Source organism: Winogradskyella pelagia (genome assembly GCF_017581965.1).
In the GTDB taxonomy this organism is placed as follows: domain Bacteria; phylum Bacteroidota; class Bacteroidia; order Flavobacteriales; family Flavobacteriaceae; genus Winogradskyella; species Winogradskyella pelagia.
This window is the reverse complement of record NZ_JAGEVF010000002.1, coordinates 134,829-154,302: the sequence shown is the minus strand read 5'-3', so window position 1 is coordinate 154,302 and position 19,474 is coordinate 134,829. Positions and strand designations below refer to the sequence as shown.

At 35.5% G+C, this 19,474-nt stretch carries 21 protein-coding genes; 17 read left to right on the top strand and 4 right to left on the bottom strand.

What is annotated here, in order from left to right; translation table 11 throughout:
* Window positions 1-2: 2 nt before the first annotated feature.
* The gene (locus tag J4050_RS03090) at window positions 3-854 is read right to left on the bottom strand and encodes an AraC family transcriptional regulator (RefSeq protein WP_208152490.1); all 852 of its coding nucleotides are present in this window, start codon (window positions 852-854) and stop codon (window positions 3-5) included.
* A 134-nt stretch (window positions 855-988) separates the two neighbouring features.
* Between J4050_RS03090 and J4050_RS03085 the strand changes: the two genes are divergently transcribed.
* The 17 genes from J4050_RS03085 (at window position 989) to J4050_RS03005 (ending at window position 16,254) form a co-directional block, all read left to right on the top strand.
* The gene (locus J4050_RS03085) at window positions 989-1,906 is read left to right on the top strand and encodes a dihydrodipicolinate synthase family protein (protein ID WP_208152489.1); all 918 of its coding nucleotides are present in this window, start codon (window positions 989-991) and stop codon (window positions 1,904-1,906) included.
* A gap of 1 nt (window position 1,907) precedes the next feature.
* Window positions 1,908-3,491 (top strand): aldehyde dehydrogenase (NADP(+)), encoded by a 1,584-nt coding sequence (locus J4050_RS03080; RefSeq protein ID WP_208152488.1) that lies wholly within the window; start codon window positions 1,908-1,910, stop codon window positions 3,489-3,491.
* A gap of 3 nt (window positions 3,492-3,494) precedes the next feature.
* A complete protein-coding gene (locus J4050_RS03075) occupies window positions 3,495-4,505 on the top strand; it encodes a 4-hydroxyproline epimerase (RefSeq protein ID WP_208152487.1) in 1,011 nt (336 codons plus the stop codon).
* A 2-nt stretch (window positions 4,506-4,507) separates the two neighbouring features.
* The gene (locus tag J4050_RS03070) at window positions 4,508-5,755 is read left to right on the top strand and encodes an NAD(P)/FAD-dependent oxidoreductase (protein WP_208152486.1); all 1,248 of its coding nucleotides are present in this window, start codon (window positions 4,508-4,510) and stop codon (window positions 5,753-5,755) included.
* A gap of 34 nt (window positions 5,756-5,789) precedes the next feature.
* The gene (locus J4050_RS03065) at window positions 5,790-6,263 is read left to right on the top strand and encodes a nucleoside deaminase (RefSeq protein ID WP_208152485.1); all 474 of its coding nucleotides are present in this window, start codon (window positions 5,790-5,792) and stop codon (window positions 6,261-6,263) included.
* A 171-nt stretch (window positions 6,264-6,434) separates the two neighbouring features.
* On the top strand, window positions 6,435-6,770 hold the full coding sequence (locus J4050_RS03060) for an arsenosugar biosynthesis-associated peroxidase-like protein (RefSeq protein ID WP_208152484.1): 336 nt from the start codon (window positions 6,435-6,437) through the stop codon (window positions 6,768-6,770).
* A 77-nt stretch (window positions 6,771-6,847) separates the two neighbouring features.
* Window positions 6,848-7,903: an arsenosugar biosynthesis radical SAM (seleno)protein ArsS gene (gene arsS / locus J4050_RS03055; RefSeq protein ID WP_208152483.1), complete on the top strand. Its 1,056-nt coding sequence runs from the start codon at window positions 6,848-6,850 to the stop codon at window positions 7,901-7,903.
* Between the two features lie 5 nt (window positions 7,904-7,908).
* On the top strand, window positions 7,909-8,406 hold the full coding sequence (locus tag J4050_RS03050) for a rhodanese-like domain-containing protein (protein ID WP_208152482.1): 498 nt from the start codon (window positions 7,909-7,911) through the stop codon (window positions 8,404-8,406).
* Window positions 8,399-9,028 carry a TIGR04282 family arsenosugar biosynthesis glycosyltransferase gene (locus J4050_RS03045; protein WP_208152481.1) on the top strand — a complete coding sequence of 210 codons (630 nt, stop codon included), beginning with the start codon at window positions 8,399-8,401 and terminating at the stop codon, window positions 9,026-9,028. The genes J4050_RS03050 and J4050_RS03045 overlap by 8 nt, the downstream gene beginning before the upstream one ends.
* The gene (locus tag J4050_RS03040) at window positions 9,021-9,833 is read left to right on the top strand and encodes a purine-nucleoside phosphorylase (protein WP_208152480.1); all 813 of its coding nucleotides are present in this window, start codon (window positions 9,021-9,023) and stop codon (window positions 9,831-9,833) included. The genes J4050_RS03045 and J4050_RS03040 overlap by 8 nt, the downstream gene beginning before the upstream one ends.
* A complete protein-coding gene (gene arsM, locus J4050_RS03035; RefSeq protein WP_208152479.1) occupies window positions 9,834-10,802 on the top strand; it encodes an arsenosugar biosynthesis arsenite methyltransferase ArsM in 969 nt (322 codons plus the stop codon).
* Window positions 10,803-10,899: 97 nt separating this feature from the next.
* A complete protein-coding gene (locus J4050_RS03030) occupies window positions 10,900-11,595 on the top strand; it encodes a DUF547 domain-containing protein (protein WP_208152478.1) in 696 nt (231 codons plus the stop codon).
* Window positions 11,588-12,283 (top strand): TIGR04283 family arsenosugar biosynthesis glycosyltransferase, encoded by a 696-nt coding sequence (locus J4050_RS03025; protein WP_208152477.1) that lies wholly within the window; start codon window positions 11,588-11,590, stop codon window positions 12,281-12,283. Before J4050_RS03030 ends, J4050_RS03025 begins: the two co-directional genes overlap by 8 nt.
* Window positions 12,284-13,423 carry an AraC family transcriptional regulator gene (locus J4050_RS03020; protein WP_243878534.1) on the top strand — a complete coding sequence of 380 codons (1,140 nt, stop codon included), beginning with the start codon at window positions 12,284-12,286 and terminating at the stop codon, window positions 13,421-13,423.
* 115 nt (window positions 13,424-13,538) lie between these two features.
* Complete coding sequence (locus tag J4050_RS03015; RefSeq protein ID WP_208152476.1) at window positions 13,539-14,027, top strand: hypothetical protein; 489 nt, start codon at window positions 13,539-13,541, stop codon at window positions 14,025-14,027.
* Window positions 14,028-14,032: 5 nt separating this feature from the next.
* Window positions 14,033-14,593, top strand: coding sequence for a YceI family protein (locus J4050_RS03010; RefSeq protein WP_208152475.1), 561 nt, complete (start codon window positions 14,033-14,035; stop codon window positions 14,591-14,593).
* A gap of 125 nt (window positions 14,594-14,718) precedes the next feature.
* Entirely contained in the window at window positions 14,719-16,254 is a 1,536-nt protein-coding gene (locus J4050_RS03005) for a carboxypeptidase-like regulatory domain-containing protein (protein ID WP_208152474.1), read from the top strand.
* A gap of 3 nt (window positions 16,255-16,257) precedes the next feature.
* Here J4050_RS03005 and J4050_RS03000 read toward each other — a convergent pair whose 3' ends face one another.
* From J4050_RS03000 to J4050_RS02990, 3 genes are all read right to left on the bottom strand, one after another.
* Window positions 16,258-16,986 (bottom strand): metallophosphoesterase family protein, encoded by a 729-nt coding sequence (locus J4050_RS03000; RefSeq protein ID WP_208152473.1) that lies wholly within the window; start codon window positions 16,984-16,986, stop codon window positions 16,258-16,260.
* Window positions 16,987-17,045: 59 nt separating this feature from the next.
* Entirely contained in the window at window positions 17,046-18,323 is a 1,278-nt protein-coding gene (locus J4050_RS02995; protein WP_208152472.1) for a POTRA domain-containing protein, read from the bottom strand.
* A 109-nt stretch (window positions 18,324-18,432) separates the two neighbouring features.
* Entirely contained in the window at window positions 18,433-19,449 is a 1,017-nt protein-coding gene (locus tag J4050_RS02990; RefSeq protein WP_208152471.1) for a glycoside hydrolase family 113, read from the bottom strand.
* Window positions 19,450-19,474 lie beyond the last annotated feature (25 nt).

Below are 19,474 nucleotides of genomic sequence, written 5' to 3'. Positions count from 1 at the left end.
TTCTATTTGTAAATTGATGACCTTAGGTAAGCACTAGGCACATCATTCTTGATTTTTTTAAAGGTTTTATTAAAATTAGAAATATTATTAAAACCCGATCTAAAGGCAATTTCTGCAATCGTAAATCCCTTGTCAGATTTAAGTTCTCTAATTGCGTGTTCAACCCTTAATTCATTTAAAAATTCAATAAAGGTTTTTCCCGTACGCTTTCTAAAATATTTGCAAAATGCATTTTTAGTCATATTAGCAACTTCCGAAACATCTTTTAGTTTAATATCATTAGTATAATTATTTAAAACAAACTCAAAAACACGACGCATTCTTATACCTTCTACCTGCCGATATTTTTTATTATTGGTAAAGGACGATAAACTGGAATAATCGCTATCAACCATTAAACGGAGTATGTTCAAAAGGATTAAAAATCTGCTGAATGTTGAGCTAGATCCAAATTCAATAAACAACTGTCTTAATTCGTTTAGATTAGATTCAATTCTAAATCCATGAGAAGTTCGCTCAAAAAAAGAAGCAATCTCCATCATAGCTTCTTGATTAAAAAAAGATTCGCCAAAAGAATTTCTAGTAAAGAAAATGGTTCTCATATGAGATAGGAAATTACTTTTTGGAATACTCTTAAACACATGAGGTATGTGACTTCCAATTACAAAAATATCGCCATCATTATAAGTATTTATAGTATCTCCAACGATTAAAGTACCTGTACCTTTAATAATATAACTTAGTTGAATCTCTTCATGCTGATGTAGTTTATCATAAAAAATATCAGTTTTGTCAACTTGGTACATTAACCCAGAATTATCTGGCTTAGGAATGTTAAACGGATAGACTATCAATGAATTCTAATTTAATACTATTCAAAAATACGTATTTAACAGTATTATTGGATAATATTTTATTACAGGTGGTTAATAAACCATTAATTTCAATACCTGCTAATATTTATTTTTACCTATCTAAACAAAGCAAAATGGACATTACTTGGGAAGGCGTTATGCCTGCAATTACAACAAAATTTACATCTGATGACAAACTAGACCTCCACATGTTCAAAACCAATATAGACGCTCAAATTGATGCTGGTGTACACGGTATTGTTTTAGGTGGAACTCTTGGTGAGGCTAGCACTTTAAGAGAGGAAGAGAAACGTAAATTAACACAAGAAACCGTAAAAATTATAAATGGTAAAGTTCCTGTCTTATTAAATATTGCAGAACAAAGTACTAAAGCTGCCATAGAGGCAGCGAAAAAGGCAGAAGACGATGGTGCCAATGCCTTAATGATGTTACCTCCTATGCGATACAAATCTGGCGATAAGGAGACCGTGACCTATTTTAAAACTGTAGCGAAAAGCACAAAATTACCAATCATGGTTTATAATAACCCTGTTGACTACAAAATTGAAGTAACCCTAGACATGTTCAAGGAACTTGTTAATGACTGCCCAAATATTGAGGCTGTAAAAGAATCCACTCGAGATATCACTAATGTCACTAGAATAATAAATCGTTTCGGAAATCGACTAAAAATAATGACAGGTGTGGACACCCTTGCCTTGGAGAGTTTACTGATGGGAGCCCATGGTTGGATTGCTGGTTTGGTATGTGCATTTCCAAAAGAAACTGTCGCTATTTACGAATTGCAGAGAGCAGGTCGAATACGAGAAGCTATAGAATTATATCGCTGGTTTATGCCTTTGCTAGAGTTAGATATAAACCCTAAATTAGTTCAAAACATTAAACTAGCAGAAGTTTATACATGTATAGGTACAGAATATGTTAGACCTCCACGTTTACCACTTTTTGGTAAAGAACGCGAACAGGTTATTGACATCATAGAAACGGCTTTGTCAAAAAGACCTTTCTTACCACCATACAAACAACTATAATATGATTACAGGAAAAAACTATATAGGACATTCAACATCGGCAAAAGGCTCAGTAACTTACAAGACCTTCAACCCTCGGTTAAATATTGAGAATGATACTGTTTTCACCGAAGCCTCAGAAGAAGAAATTGATAATGCCGTTAATTTAGCCTCTAAAGCATTTGAGACCTACCGAACGGTCTCCGGAAAGGATAAGGCACTTTTTTTAAGAGCTATTGCTCATGAAATTATGGCCCTAGATGAGGCCTTAATACATACCTACTGTTCCGAAACAGGTTTACCAGAAGGAAGGGCAAAAGGAGAACGCGGAAGAACAATAGGCCAATTACTTATGTTTGCTGATTTAGTAGAAAATGGCTCTTGGGTTGAAGCTTCTATTGATACGGCCGAACCAGGACGGCAGCCTATGCCAAAACCAGACCTAAGAAAACTGTTAATCCCAATAGGTCCAATTGTAGTTTTTGGTGCTAGTAACTTTCCCTTGGCCTACTCTACAGCTGGTGGAGATACCGCGTCGGCATTAGCTGCCGGTTGCCCAGTTATAGTTAAATCCCATCCTATGCATGCTGGCACAGGCGAGTTAGTTGCTTCTGCAATACTTAAAGCAGCAAAAGACACTCATATGCCCAATGGTGTATTTTCTAATTTAAATAGCTCAGGGATTGAAGTTGGAGAGCGCTTAGTAAAACATCCTAAAATAAAAGCTGTTGGCTTTACAGGAAGCATAAAAGGTGGACGAGCACTCTACGATTTGGCATCTCAACGAAAAGAACCTATACCTGTTTTTGCCGAGATGGGAAGTATTAATCCGGTTGTGATTCTTCCTGAAGCTCTAAAAAATAATGTAGAAGAACTTGCAGAAACCTATGCCAATTCCATAACTCTGGGCACAGGTCAATTTTGTACCAATCCTGGATTAATCCTTGGAATTAATGGCCATGACCTAAACAGATTTGCTGAACAGCTGGCAAAGTCAATTATAAAAATTGAACCATCATGCATGTTACACCCAAATATTGTTGGTGCTTACGAAGATAACAAAACAAAAGTTCTAAATCAGGAAGAACTCCAACTAGCTGGCCACTATCAAACCGAAGTTGCACCAAATTACGCAAGGCAAGCCATTACAACTGTAAAAGGTCAAACATTTTTAAACAACACTACGCTCCACCAGGAAGTATTTGGTCCATTTTCGTTAGTTGTAAAATGCACAGACCAAGATGAGTTAGTACAGATTATTAAGGCACTAGAAGGCCAACTTACTGGTACATTGATTGCTGATGAAGGAGAAGCTTCAAATTACCCTAAACTTATTTCCGCGCTGCAAAATAGAGTTGGACGACTTATTTTCAATGGTGTTCCAACAGGAGTTGAAGTGTGCCCATCCATGACTCATGGTGGACCATATCCTGCTTCAACCGATAGCAGGTTTACGGCTGTAGGCATTCATTCTATAAAACGTTGGGCAAGACCTTTTAGTTATCAAGATTGGCCAAATCACTTACTGCCCAACGAACTAAAAAATGAAAACCCGCTAGGCCTATTAAGATTAGTAAATAACCAATCAACAAAAAGCTCAATATAAGGAATGGCTGAAAATACTTTTGTTTGTATTGATGCACATACGTGCGGCAATCCCGTTCGCCTAGTCAAAGAAGGAGGACCTAAATTGATTGGGAATGACATGAGCGAAAAACGCCAGCACTTTCTAAAGGAATACGATTGGATTAGAACAGGATTAATGTTTGAGCCCAGAGGTCATGATATGATGAGTGGCAGTATTTTATATCCACCTCATGATCCAGACAATGATTTTTCGATTCTTTTTATTGAAACTTCAGGTTGTTTACCCATGTGCGGTCATGGCACAATAGGGACAATTACCATAGCCATTGAAGAGGGCTTGGTGAAGCCAAAAAAAGAGGGTCAAATTAGAATGGAAGCACCAGCTGGACTAATTGATGTTGAATATCAAAAAAATGAAGGCAAAGTTAATTGGGTAAAACTCACTAACGTTAAAAGCTATTTGGCAGAAGAAGCATTAACCGTTTCTTGTGAAACATTGGGTAATTTAGTTTTTGATGTTGCTTATGGTGGTAATTTCTATGCAATAATAGACCCTCAGCAGCACTTTTTAGGCATTGAACATCACACTGCTAGTGAACTGATTCAACTTTCACAGATCATCCGTAAACGTATTAATAAAAAATATCCCAATCATTTTACTCATCCAGAAGACGACACCATTAATAATGTAAGCCACATTATGTGGACAGGCAAACCTATTAATCCAAAATCCTCAGGCCGGAATGCCGTTTTTTATGGTGACAAAGCCATTGATCGTTCACCTTGCGGCACTGGCACCAGTGCAAGAATGGCCCAATTACATGCTAAGGGCATTCTTAAAGAAGGTCAAGATTATATCCATGAAAGCTTTATTGGGAGTACGTTTACAGGTAGAATTGAGTCAACAACAAGTCTCAATGGCAGGCCAGCAATAATACCAAGTGTTAAAGGTTGGGCAAAAGTATTTGGTTATAATACGATAATTATTGATAAGGAAGATGATCCTTTTGCCCATGGATTTCAAGTGATATAAAAATGAAAAAAAACGTAATTATTATTGGTGGTGGCATCATCGGGCTTTGTTCGGCATATTATCTTAACAAGACAGGTTATACAGTTTCTATAATTGATAAATCTAATTTAGACGCTGGTGCCTCTTATGTTAACGCAGGCTATCTATCGCCTAGCCATATTATCCCACTTGCCGCTCCTGGTGTGATGAAAAAAGGATTAAAATGGATGTTTAATTCTTCTAGCCCTTTATACATCAAACCACGAATAAATTCATCTTTTTTAAAATGGGGTTTAGCATTTAACAAATCTTGCACTCCGCTGCACGTAGCTAAAGCGGCACCAATTATCAGAGATATCACATTGCTAAGCCAGCAGCTTTATGAAGATATTATCGCTACTGAAAAGCTCAATTCCCATTATGAGAAAAAAGGTCTTATTATGCTCTGCCAAACAGAAAAAACACTTGAGGAAGAGCATAACATGCTAGAATTGGCAAAACAATTGGGCTTGGAGGCCAAATTTATGACACCAGATGATATTAAAACAATTGAACCTAATGTTGTAATTAATACTATAGGTGGTATCTTTTACAAATGCGATCATCACTCCACGCCTTTTGAATTTATGTCAGGGATGAAAACACTTCTTTCTAACTCTGGAGTTGATTTTTATTCTAATGAACATGTTATTGATATTGCCTTCAAAAACAATGAAATCACTGGAATAAAAACCAATAAAAATCATTATCAGGCTGACGAAATTGTATTAGCAGCAGGCTCTTGGAGTTCTATCTTAAGCCGAAAAATTGGACTAAACTTGTTATTAGAAGCGGGAAAAGGGTATAGGATTGATACAACCAAACATCTTTCTGTCTCTATACCAGCAATTTTGGCTGAATCTAAAGTTGCAGTTACTCCAATGAATGGTTTTACTAGGTTCGCCGGCACCATGGAAATAGCAGGTATCAACCACAACATCAATAAAGTAAGGGTAGACGCTATAGCAGATGCGGTTGAGCGCTATTATCCAAATATTGAACTTACCTCTGAAGATAGAGCCAATTCAGCTTGTGGATTGCGGCCTGTATCGCCAGACGGATTGCCATATATTGGAAAATCTTCAAAATGTAAAAACCTCACCATTGCAACAGGACATGCTATGATGGGCTGGAGCATGGGAACAGCAACAGGCCTACTTGTGAATGAAATAATTTCCAAAAAGAAGACCTCATTACCCTTAGAAGCCTTCCATCCAGAAAGGCGGTTTTAATGATAAGGCTTATATTGCCTTAAATTTTTGAAGTATGGACACAAAGGATAAGTTTATGCGCGCTGCGATACAGGAAGCCTACAGAGGTATGGACAACAACGAAGGAGGTCCTTTTGGATGTATTGTAGTAAAAAATGGTAAGATAGTTGGAAGAGGTAACAATAAAGTAACCTCAACCAATGACCCAACAGCCCACGCAGAAGTTATAGCGATAAGAGACGCGTGCAAGACACTTAATTCTTTTCAATTAGAGGATTGCGATATCTATACCACTTGCGAACCCTGCCCTATGTGTTTAGGTGCCATTTATTGGGCCAGACCTAATAAGGTTTATTTTGGGTCAAACAAACAAGATGCCGCACTAGCAGGATTTGACGATGCTTTTATTTATGACGAACTTCCACTTCCATTTAATCAACGAAGTATTCCATTTATTCAAGTGGATCGGGAAATTACCTTAAAAACTTTTGACTATTGGGACAAAAAAGAAGATAAAATTCAATATTAGATTAGAAACTATCCATTCTAATCAGAAAAGCTAGATAGGAATTACGTTTCATCCAAAAAAACAAGAAATTGAAGCGTAATATTTTAAGAAAATTTTCTGTAATCAATATCAATTGACTTCGACAAAAAGCAGTATATTGAAATTTTGTACAATCCAATACTTGTTTAAACTATGTCCAAAACGTATTACGATCCTTCCGATCTAAAAAAATTCGGAAAAATATCAGAATGGAATGAAGAATTAGGTGCTAAATTTTTTGATTATTACGGCAAAGTGTTTGAAGAAGGCCACTTGTCGGCTAGGGAAAAATCATTGATTGCCTTAGCTGTGGCACACACAATTCAATGCCCCTATTGTATTGATGCCTATACAGGAGATGGCTTACAACGCGGTATTACTAAAGAAGAAATGATGGAAGCACTGCATGTTGCGGGAGCTATTAGAGGAGGAGCCTCTTTGGTTCATGGCGTACAAATGATGAATAAAGTCAACAAACTTGAAATGTAATTTTGAGGTTTGACTTTTTATATAATTGCTACAGTTAATTATCCTATTGGGATAAAATTGAAAAAGAAAAATTAATAATGGCAACAAAATCCTTATTGAAGCGAGAGAGCGAACTCGCTAATAAAAAAAGGCAGTTGGAAATTTTATCTAATGGTCTTTTCCAAAGTGGTGAGCTGCCAAAATTTGCAGATAAAATTGCAGAGACCAACCAATTTCCGCTAAAGGCAAAAAAACTGGAAATTTTGCAGATAAATGTTGGTTATATGTGCAACCAAGTATGCTCACATTGCCACGTGGATGCTGGTCCAGACCGAAAAGAAATAATGACCAAAGACACCATGCAACAATGCTTGGATGTGATTAAAAAAACAGGAGCCCACACCTTAGATCTTACCGGAGGTGCACCTGAAATGAACCCGAATTTTAGATGGTTTGTTGAGGAGGCATCAAAAGTTGGTATTAAAGATTTTATTGTACGCTCTAATCTCACCATTATAAGAGCTAACAAAAAGTATCACGATTTACCAGAATTCTTCAAAACATATAATGTACATGTAGTTAGCTCTATGCCACATTGGACACGTGGCAAAACTGACAAGCAACGTGGTGATGGCGTTTTTGATAAATCTATCCAGGCCCTTAAAGATTTAAATGCCATTGGCTATGGCATGCCAGATAGTAATTTAAGACTCGATTTGGTTTACAATCCTTCTGGTGCATTCCTACCTGGAGACCAAGCATCACTGGAGAAGGATTTTAAGAAAGCATTATTAGAGGATTTTAATATTCATTTTCATAATTTGTTTGCTATTACCAATCTTCCCATCAGTCGCTTCTTGGATTACCTAATTGCTTCTGAAAATTATGAAGATTATATGTTTGCTTTGGTTGAAGCCTATAACCCCTCAGCAGTGGCAAATGTGATGTGCACAAACACGCTTTCTGTAAGTTGGGATGGCTATTTATACGATTGTGATTTCAATCAAATGTTAGAACTTCCTGTTAACAGTAAGGCAAAGCACATTTCAGAATATAATGAAGACCTTCTAGAAGGCCGAAAAATTGTAATTTCTCAACATTGCTATGGCTGCACCGCTGGTGCTGGTAGTAGTTGTCAAGGAACAGTAGCCTAATGACTATGATTAAAATTTATTTGCTTTCGGTTTTAATAGTTACTGGCTTTAATGGATTCGCTCAAGAAAATTTATCTGAAGTTTTAAGCAAATACAACTCTGAAAGTATTACATATATTTCAACTGAAAATCTTAGAGCGCAACAAGACGAAGTTTTAATTCTAGATGCTAGGGAAATAGAAGAATTCCAAGTGAGCCATCTTAAAAACGCCATTTACGTAGGCTATGATAATTTTAATTTACAAGCTACAACAAGTAGCCTCAAAGACACGACTAAACCTATTGTTGTGTATTGTTCTATTGGTGTAAGATCAGAGGATATTGCAGAACAACTTAAGGATGCTGGTTACACCAATATTTACAATCTTTATGGTGGTATTTTTGAATGGAAAAATAAAAATTTGCCAGTTTATAATTTAAAAAACAATTCAACAGATAGCATTCATGCTTATTCAAAACGTTGGGGCAAATATTTAAACAAAGGAATAAAAGTCTATGAGTAGAGCATTAGTTATTGTTTTTGTAAAAAATCTTGAAATCGGAACGGTTAAAACCCGCTTAGCGAAGACGATTGGTGATTATGGTGCTTATGAGGTTTACTCAGAACTTGTAAAATTAACGGAACATGTAACCTTGAATCTAGAAGAGGACATCAGGGTTTATTTTTCACAAAACGTGGTTTCTGAGTTATGGTCTAATACCTCAAAACATGTTCAATTGGGTGATAATTTAGGAGATCGTATGCTCAATGCGTTTCGCGATGGGTTCAATTTAGGATATGATAAAATCGTTTTAATTGGTTCTGACTTACCTGATTTAAATAAACAACTAATTGAAAGAGCCATTTCATCTCTAGATAATAATGATGTGGTCTTTGGACCAGCAGATGACGGTGGTTATTATTTGATTGGAATGAACACTTTAATTCCCAATATTTTCAAAGACAAACCATGGAGTCAGCCAAACTTACTTAAGGTTTCCATTGAAGAATTGGATGAACTAAATCGTAGTGTGGCAACTTTAGAAAACTTAAATGACATTGACACTTTTGAAGACTTAATTGATTCATCATTTTATAAATCTAACCTTAAATTGCAAGAAAAAATTCAGCAGTTAAATGATTAAACAAATTACCGAAAGTACCGAATACCTCAAGCAAAAAGGATTTGATAAACCTGAAATTGGAATTATTCTAGGCACAGGTTTAGGCCAACTTCTCAATCACGTAGCTATTGAGGTTCAAACAAGTTATAACCACATTCCTAATTTCCCTACCGCCACCGTAGAATTTCATAAAGGCAAACTCATTTATGGGACCTTAGAAGGAAAGAAAGTCGTGATAATGCAAGGGCGGTTTCATGTTTATGAAGGCTATTCTTTACAAGATGTTACCTTCCCGGTTAGAATCATGGAAAAGTTAGGTGTATTAACACTTTTAGTCTCAAATGCAGCAGGTGCTATAAATCTCAATTTTAAAAAAGGTGACTTAATGTTAATTGATGACCATATTAATCTGCAAGGAAATTCACCATTAGCATTTAAAGGCGTTGCCGAATTAGGAACACGATTTACGGATATGAGTGCTCCGTATGACGCTGACTTAAATTATAAATTTGAAGCTATTGCAAAAACCAATGGTATCAATTTACATAAAGGTGTTTATGCCAGTGTCGTTGGACCACAATTAGAAACACGAGCAGAATACAGAATGCTCAAAATTATTGGCGCAGATGCTGTAGGGATGAGTACCGTCCCAGAGATTATTGTGGCTAACCACTTAGGACTAAAAGCAGCTGCTGTTTCTGTACTAACCGATGAATGCGACCCAGACCATTTAGAACCTATCAATATTGACGACATTATTGCAATGGCTGCCAAAGCAGAACCACATATGATAACCCTTTTCAAAGAACTAATTAAAACTATATAAATGAGTTATCTAGACACCACTCATAATGTTTATAAGGAAGCTGCATTAACACCAGATGTTGGTTTGTGTTGCACCACCAATCCCATTTGGGAGTTGCCAGGATTAAAAATCCCTAGAATAATGCAAGAAATGAACTATGGCTGTGGATCTACTGTGCACGCAAGAGATTTAACCAATACCCCTAAAATTTTGTACGTTGGTGTAGGAGGTGGTATGGAATTATTACAGTTTGCCTATTTCAGTAGACAAAAAAGTGGTGTTATAGGTGTAGATGTTGTGGATGAAATGCTGGAAGCTTCTCGGAAAAATTTTAAAGAAGCAGAAGCCTTAAACCCTTGGTTTAAATCGGAATTTGTGGACTTAAAAAAAGGAGACGCCATGAACTTACCCGTTGCTGACAACAGCATTGATGTGGCAGCTCAAAACTGTCTATTTAACATCTTTAAAGAGAATGATTTAAAACAGGCTATAGATGAAATGTATCGCGTTCTTAAACCACATGGTCGCCTAGTAATGAGTGATCCAACGTGTGAGCAACCCATGAACACTGCCTTAAGAAATGACGAGCGATTGAGAGCACTTTGTTTGAGTGGTAGCTTAACCATTTCAGATTATGTAAAAACCCTAACAGATGCAGGTTTTGGCACTATAGAAATTAGAGCGAGGAAACCATACCGCATATTAGACCCTAAGCACTACCCTACTGATGATTTAATTTATATTGAGTCCATTGAAGTAGCTGCAATTAAAGACCCAATGCCAGAAGATGGCCCTTGTATTTTTACAGGTAAAGCTGCTATTTATTATGGAGAAAACCAATATTTTGATGATAAGGCAGGTCATGTATTACTTAAAAATCAACCTTTAGCCGTTTGCGATAAAACAGCGGCCGCCTTGAGCAATCTCAATAGAGATGATATCTTTATTTCTGAATCCACATTTCATTACGATGGTGGAGGATGCTGCTAACAAGCATCCGAAATAATTAGATTTGACGACATCTCGTAAGGAGACCTATGAGTTAAAGACTAAATAAAAGTCACATAAGCGTGAATTTAAAAATATAATGAAATTCTATTTAGTTCTATTTACAATCTTTTGGAGTGCCTTAATATACGCACAACCAAGTCATGATATTTGGAATAATCTCCTCAAAGCACATGTGTCTTCAAATGGCAATGTGGATTACCAAGGTATACAAAACAATACAGAAGATTTAGAAAATTATATCTCAGTACTACAAAATAATATGCCAACTGAGAATTGGGCAAAGAATGAGAAACTTGCCTATTGGATTAATGCCTACAATGCTCTAACTATTGATTTGATACTTAGACACTATCCCATTAATAGTATTAAAGAACTCAAAAAACCATGGGATCAACCTCTTTGGCATTTTGGTGACAAAACGATGAGCCTAAATGATATTGAGCATAAGATTTTGCGTAAAATGGGAGAGCCTCGAATTCATTTTGCCATTGTATGTGCTTCAGTGTCCTGCCCAAAACTTCTAAACGAAGCCTATACTGCAGATGCAATAGAACAACAACTCAGCAAAGCAACACAAGAGTTTTTGTCTGACAGCTCAAAAAATAAAATTTCAAAAGACCGTTTAGAACTGTCAAAAATTTTCAAGTGGTTTGCAAAAGACTTTAAAGCTAATAATAGTTTAAGAGGCTTTATCAGTCTATATTCGAATGTTGAAATTGCGCCAAAGGCTAAGATTTCATATTTAGATTATAATTGGGATTTAAATGAATAGTATTTCTATTATTATTCCCATACTCAATGAAAACGAATGTATAGGACCGCTCCTTAAGCATCTTTTGGCAAATAGCTCCCCTTCAAATATTGCAGAAATTACTGTGGTTGATGGTGGCAGTACTGACGGTTCTCAAGCTATCGTAAAAGCAATTAATGGCATCACCTTACGTACTTCAGAAAAAGGCAGGGCAAAACAGATGAATCTAGGAGCGAAACAAGCTAAAGGTTCAATTCTTTACTTTTTGCATGCAGATGCTTTCCCTCCAAAGGATTTCGATACATACATTATAGATGAAGTTGAAAAAGAAAATTTCGCCGGATGTTTTAGAATGCAGTTTGATAGTAGCCATTGGTGGTTAAAACTAGCCAGTTGGCTCACACAATTTAACTGGAGACCTTGCCGAGGAGGCGATCAAAGTCAATTTATTACCAAAGCACTTTTTGAAGAGATTGGAGGTTATAACGAGAATTACATCATTTACGAAGACAATATCTTAATAAACGAATTATACAAACGAAAGGCGTTTGTTGTTATCAACAAAAAAATAAAAACCTCTGCGCGTCTCTACAAAAAGGTTGGTGTCTGGAAATTGCAGTACCATTTTTGGACTATCTACGTAAAACGATGGTTTGGCGCCAATGCAGATGAGTTACTCGCTTACTATAAAAAGTATATTGCTTCATAAATGATGTTGCTTATCTTTAGGGAGATGAAACCCTTAGAGTTAGTATTTATTATTTTATTGTCTATTGGAGCACTTCAAGGCTTGATTTACGGTGCGATTTTATGGATTAACCAAAATCCCAATAGAACAGCAAACCGATTTCTAGCCACTATTCTTTTCTTTTTTTCTTATAGACTCATTGTTGAAATCTTTAAACTGTTTGGTTTAGGAAACTATGATATTTTTTATCATGTTTTTCTAGAATTTAATTGGATTTACGGCGCACTCATTTACTTTTTTACCAAAGCATACGTTAGCCCTCAATTTAAATTGAGTTTTAAATACGATTGGATCCATTTTCTTCCTGTTTTAATTGAATTTCTTTGGAGTAATTTTATTAAAACTCAAAATTTTTTCTGGGATGGTACTCGAGAAAGCTTGTCTTGGCTGGGCTATTGGGGCTACGTAGTTTGGATGCATTACCCAACTCAGTATATCATTAGTGCCGGACTAGTGATTTTTTACATCCTTAAATCTGAACGCATGCTGTCTGTGAAAGATTATGAAACTTACCAAGTCATTCCGCATAAAACAGATTGGATTAGCCGAATCTTAAGAATAATGAAATGGTATGCCATTACTATTCTTTTGGTTGTCCTTATCGATTTTATCTTCTTAGATTATGCATTTAACAGGTCTTATCATTACCCTATTTTTATAGGTATGGCATTAATTACCTATTGGTTAGGACTAGAAGGGTTTAACAGAAAACAAGATATCGTTCTAAAACAAAAATATATTCTTAATGATAAAGAAACTGCACAACTAAAGCCCATTGCAGATAAGCTTAAATCTATAATGATTGAAGCAAAGGTTTTTAAAAATCCAGATTTAACGCTCAATATTTTATCTGAAAGTATTGAAGAAAAATCCTATCTCGTTACAAAATGTTTAAATCTATTATTCCACAAAAAGTTTAATGACTTCGTCAACGAATATAGAATTGAAGAGCTTAAATTACTACTCAAAGACCCAAAAAACAGTAATTTCACTTTATTGAGCTTGGCGTTTGAAGCTGGTTTCAACTCTAAAGCATCCTTTAATAGAGCCGTTAAAAAATTAACGGGTCAGTCTCCTAGCCATTTAAAATCGGAAAACTAGTGGTATCAACTATAAAATTGAAACCAAGACTCAAAAAAATAAGGTCTCAAACATCTAATTGAGACGACTCGTATAAGACTGTTGTTCATCTTTGCCCCAATAAAACTACTAAAAGATGAAACAGCTTCTAAATGTAATATTTGTTTTTGTTTATTCCACTTTAAGCGCTCAGGTTAACTATGGTAAGCCTCCGCAACATAGCATACCCGAAAAACTAATTGGTATAGAGCAGGCAATAAACGTAATGCACTTTCCTAAAGAAAACGACCCAATTAAAATAAAAGACACCTATTATTGGAAACATGCTACTGCTATTTTGTGCAAAACCAGTGACATCGAAATTATTGAGTTTGGCGCCTATCTCTATTACAATGACACCTGGAATTTAAGAAAGTCATACGATCTTAAAGACCTCAACAAAAATTTTGGGACCAAAAGACAAATTATGAAACAAGCCCAACCTTATGTATGGGCTAACAATTGGCGTTTAGGCGACCAGCTGTATGGTGGTTGGGCCTTATGGTACTTTATAGGACAAACTCCAACTGGTAAAACCGTATGTGGCTATGCCACTATTAACACAACAACTAATCTTTTAAACTAATACTTATGGCATCTTATAAATTCTATTTAAGCTTTTTGGCAATAGCCTATTCCACTTTAATTTTCTCACAATCAAAAATAATTGACAAAGTACAGAGCACTCTCAACTGGACAGGCAAGGCAGCATTTAATGCGTATAGTCTTACTGGTAATTTAAAGGTAAAAAACGGCACAGCTTTAATACGAAACGACTCATTAATAGCATTAAAAATCATAGTTGATATGAAAAGTCTACATCACGAGAATGGTACATTAAAATCACATCTTAGAAGTAAAGATTTTTTTGAAGTCAAAACGTATGACACAGCAACCTTCGCGTTGATAGAACCTGCCTTAATACGTGATAATAGCGCCAAGATTACTGGATACTTCACCATTAAAAACCACCCCAAAAAAGAATCACTCACCCTTAATTTTAGTGATAACCAAAGCTTAATACGATTTGAAATGAGTCTAGACCGCACAGACTACGGCATTAACTTCAATTCACCAAGTTTTTATGAAAAATTAAAGGATGATGCTATAGCTGATGAGATTTCAATAAAAGGTCAACTTAAAATGAATTAGTACTTCACCAGCTATCCTTGATTGAAACTCGGATGTTAAACTTAAGATAAATCTTACTTAATAAAGTTCTAAAGGGCTGCTTTGGTTCAACTTAAACCAATATTTTAGTCTTAAAATCAATCATCATGCGAACAGTTACCTTTTTTTTATTAGTAGTCTTAATCTCAGCTTTAACCCTAAATGGGCAATCTACGTTTTCATCCCGAGTATTAGATGCAACAACAGACCAACCCATACCTTATGCTACCATTCAGTTTAATTCTAAAAATGGTGTCATTACAAACGATAACGGTGAATACAGTATTACCATATCTAGAGCAATCCGTGCAACAGACTCACTAATTATTAGTTGTCTTGGCTATGAAAAACAGAGTATTCCATTATTAAATTATAATAATGAGGTTACTCTTCTCAATCCAAAGGTGGTTGATTTAGAGGAAGTATTGTTGACCAATAAAAACTACACTATAGATGAGATACTTGAGAAAATTAAGGCAGGCTTAGCCACTAATTACGATACAGATTATGCCAAACGCAAACTGTTTTATAGAGAATCTTACTATAACAATATTGACAAATCTGTGGTTAACATAAAAAAGTCTAGCATACCAGAAATTAACCAACAATTAGTTGATAGTTTACTTAACGATGTTCCGAAAACGAATAGTAACCACGTTGAACTATTAGGGAACCTTTACGGAAAGTTTGCCCCTCAAAGCAAACAAAAAATGGATATTTTAAAAGCCTGCCGTTTACAAGATGAAGCCAGTGAAGTGAACTTGGAAAATTACGAAAAACGATTTAACGCCATTTTCAAGAAATATGTGAAACGCGACTCTTATTTTAAAATAAAATCAGGATGGTTTAGTACTAAGGAAGAAATTGATTCGAGCTTATTTGGTGATACCGAAAAAGCAAGTAAAGAGAAAGAAATGACGGATCAACTACTTGCTGAAAAACGGCGAAAGGATTCCCTGAGAAAAGCAGGTTTCCTTAATTTCAGAAAAATGACCATTCATCGCTTAGAAAATGATCATTTTGTTGATGAAGAGAACGATTTAAACTTTTTACACAAATCTAATCGATACGAATTTGAAATTGAAGACTATGCCTTTATGAACGATATGTTTGTCTATGTCATTTCTTTTAAACCGAAACGCCGAGAAGATTATAAAGGCACTATGTATGTTAATACCGAAGATTTTGCTGTAGTAAGAGTTGATTATCAGAACGTAAAACCCTTACGTAAGTTTAGATTATTGGGCATCTCGTTAAACGAATACCTCAAGGAGGGAACTATTATTTTTCATAAAAATGATAATGACAAATATTCTATAAAATATATTGATGAGTCCAGCGGTCAAAGCGTTGGCATTAAACGACCCATAAAGATTATTGAAAAGAATAAAAATGTTAAGGGAAGACGACAACAAAATATGGTTAAAGGAGATATTGATTTTATTGTCACCAATCTAGAAAAGACAGAATTGATTGTTTTTGAAACCGAAAGCTTAGCCGAAAAGACTTTCAATGATTTCAAGGAAAAAGCAAATGTACTTCCGGAGTATTTAAAGAAATACAATCCTGAGTTTTGGAAAGGTTACAACATCATAGAACCTAACCAGGCGATTAAAGAATTTAAGGCTATTGACAGTGAATAATTATTATTTGTTTCTTCCTTGTTCGTTTGGGTAGAGATGCATAACAGTATCACTTTGAAATATTTCTTTAGTGTCTATATCTAAAGCGGATAACTTCCCACTAAATGCAGCTCCAGTATCTATATTCCAAACATTTGCAGCGTTCATGGGTTCATATTTGTGATAGTATAAGGTAGGTGTATGACCAATATAAATTTCTTTATAATGGGTTAAGCGTTTTGGAAACAAATCGGAATTTTTGGTAATGCGCTTATCCATAGTAAGTGCCATTTCCCAAAGCGTTCGGTCATAATAAAATGTTTTAGGCGAGACCTCTCGTTGCACACCGTGCATTGAGGTAAAACCCGCGTGGACGAACAAGCGTTTCTGTTCATCTAAATGATATAGTGGCATGGCATTAAAAAACTTTAGATGTGCTTTTTTTTCAGCGTCTGAAGTATTTTTATAACTCTCAATGGTTTCTTGTCCTCCGTGCTGTACCCACACAGGATTGGCCACCCCATCTCGTAACCAGTCTTCGCACCAAACATCATGATTACCTTTTATAAAAACACATTTATTATGTTTTGACGCCTCTATTAATCTTGATATAACTTGTGCAGACTCACTCCAACCATCTACATAATCTCCCAAAAAAATTAGGTTATCCGTAAACCCAACCTGCGCTCGCTCCAAAAGTTGGTCCAAAGCTCTTAATCCACCATGAATATCACCAATAACCAGAGTTCTCATTGCTCAAAGATTTGACTGCTAAAAATAGGTATTGCGCATCACAAAAGCTATAGTGGTTTTTAAAAATATTGACCAATTCCAAAGACAATACCATTATTAGCCTTCTTACCTAGGCTTATTCCATAATCTATTCTAAAAACCGCATTAAATATACGTTTATGAATAAAACGCACACCTAATCCCGTAAATAAGGCAGAATTTTCACCTCGAACTAATTCGCCCAAATCCCCACCTGGATCACGCCACGTCCCTGCATCTACAAAAGCGTTTCCTTGAAAGGCGAACCAACCCTTTTCAAATACCGTATGCCTATATTCTGTATTTAAAACTACAGAAGCCGTACCTCTATCTATAACATTGCCAACACCTCTAATATTTATTTGATTATCGAGAGCAAAGGGCGCAAAGGGCGTGGCATTATTAGTTGCATAACCTAAGCGAATACGATTGGCCCAATTTCCTCGTTTCTTAATACGTTTAAAATATTCAAAGTCATTTCGTCCTATAAAGAAGTTTTTTAACAAATCGTTCTCTCCTTTAGAATCTACGGTAAATCCATAAGTAAAAACACTTCTAAATCCGTCAACGTACTGATATTCATTAGTAATATTATTGTACTCATATTCACCAACAATTGAAATACGATTTACACCAAGTTCATCGGGAATATTTGGCGGCAGTACACCATTAAGCAACTTGTAATCTTCGTTGGCAAAATTTACACCTAACTCAAATCTGTTATTAAAATTATGCTCATAAAAAACTCTGAACTCAAAGGCTTTACTATCATATTTGTAGTTTACATCGCGTCCATCCATAAAAAATACAGGTTCCTGTAACACATTATTTTGATAGTTAACACCTATGCCCCATTTCCTTGTAATGAGATTGGGTGCTTCCCAGAAGAATCCATAGGAATCAAAAACATTTCTACTATAAAATCCTCCAATAATTTGATTTTGTCCTAAAAAGTTAAAATCAAAAAGGGATGTTCTATAGGCTAAACCTTCGTTGACGTCTTGTGATACGTTTAGGCCAGGAATAATTGCAAAATTCTCTACTACAGTATACGTAACCTTATACTGATTGTTATTAAGTTGTTGTACGTCGTAGGATGCTGTAGCTACTGAAGGCAGTAGCTTGAATCGCCGAACATCTGAGGCCAATTTTACAGTATCTAATTTACTTCCTTCTTTTACAAAGGCCAGCCGTTTTAAAAAGTTTGTTCGGGTACGTTTATTCCCTTCAATTTCAATAGCTGTAATTATTGGATTTTGTGCAAAGCCAATAGAATTCAACCCTAATACAAGTACTAGTAATACAATATTTAATTTCATTGATAGTGTTGCACTGCAAATAGACCATTACAGTTTTTTGTTCATCACTTTAACTTGGACGTAAGAATTTATCCAACATTACAGTAGTCTCTTAAATTATAGAATGAACTTATGGGTTTCGATATTTTCCGTAGTGATTTTTTATGATTAGCTCAACGGGTTTATTCTGTGGGGTAAACATAAAATTATCTTCACCTCCTACTGCCTCATCTTTATGAAACCACTTCCATATAAAGCCACCAGCAAACCAATCCTCATCCCAAAATACAGCATACAGTGCCATCATAGCGTTATTCTGTGCTTCTAGATTTACATTTGCCATTTTTCGGTCAAAAACCCATGGCCTCTCTGCAGAGAAGTCAACACTGCGATAACCATACTCAGTAAATAAAACAGGCCTGCTATTCTCTTTTGATACTTGTTTAATAATTGGTTTATGTTTTTTCCAACCTTCTAAACAATGTTCTACAGAGGGTGTTTTTTCATCACTAACCGGAAAATAAGCATCTATACCTATATAATCTAATTGATTCCAAAAAGGGGTCCTTCTAAACTCATCCCAGTTTGCTGCATATGTTAATTCGCCTTTATATACTAAACGTATTTTAGCAATAAGACTGGTCCAATATTCTGGTCTAAATTTTACAAACAACTCTAATTCAGTACCTATACAAAAGATTTCGGCATCAACCTCCTCTGCCAAATTTGCATACTCCATGATAAAGTTAGTGTAAGAGGATTCAAGTTTTTCCCAATTTTCCTCAGAACTCATCATTATCTCTCCTGTAAACTCGCCACGCCATACCCAAATTTGTGGTTTTAGCATAATTCTAAGATTTGCCTTTCTTAGTTCTACGATATATTGTTTTGCTCCAGCTCTCGTTTCTCCAAACCATTGCCTATCGGTATTATGAATAATTTCTGGATTATCTAATTGCCTTATAAAACCAAATGGCATTATTGCAGCATAATTGCTATTAATACGTATTACTGGATTTACATGCGTACTATCTATGGCATCTCGGGCAGCAACAAAACTTACACCATTAATTTTTTGTGGCTTATATTCGGCAGCAGCACATCCCAAAAGGAGGACGGTTATAAGACTAAAAAATAAGATTCGCATTGGTAAAATTATTGTTTAAATTTAA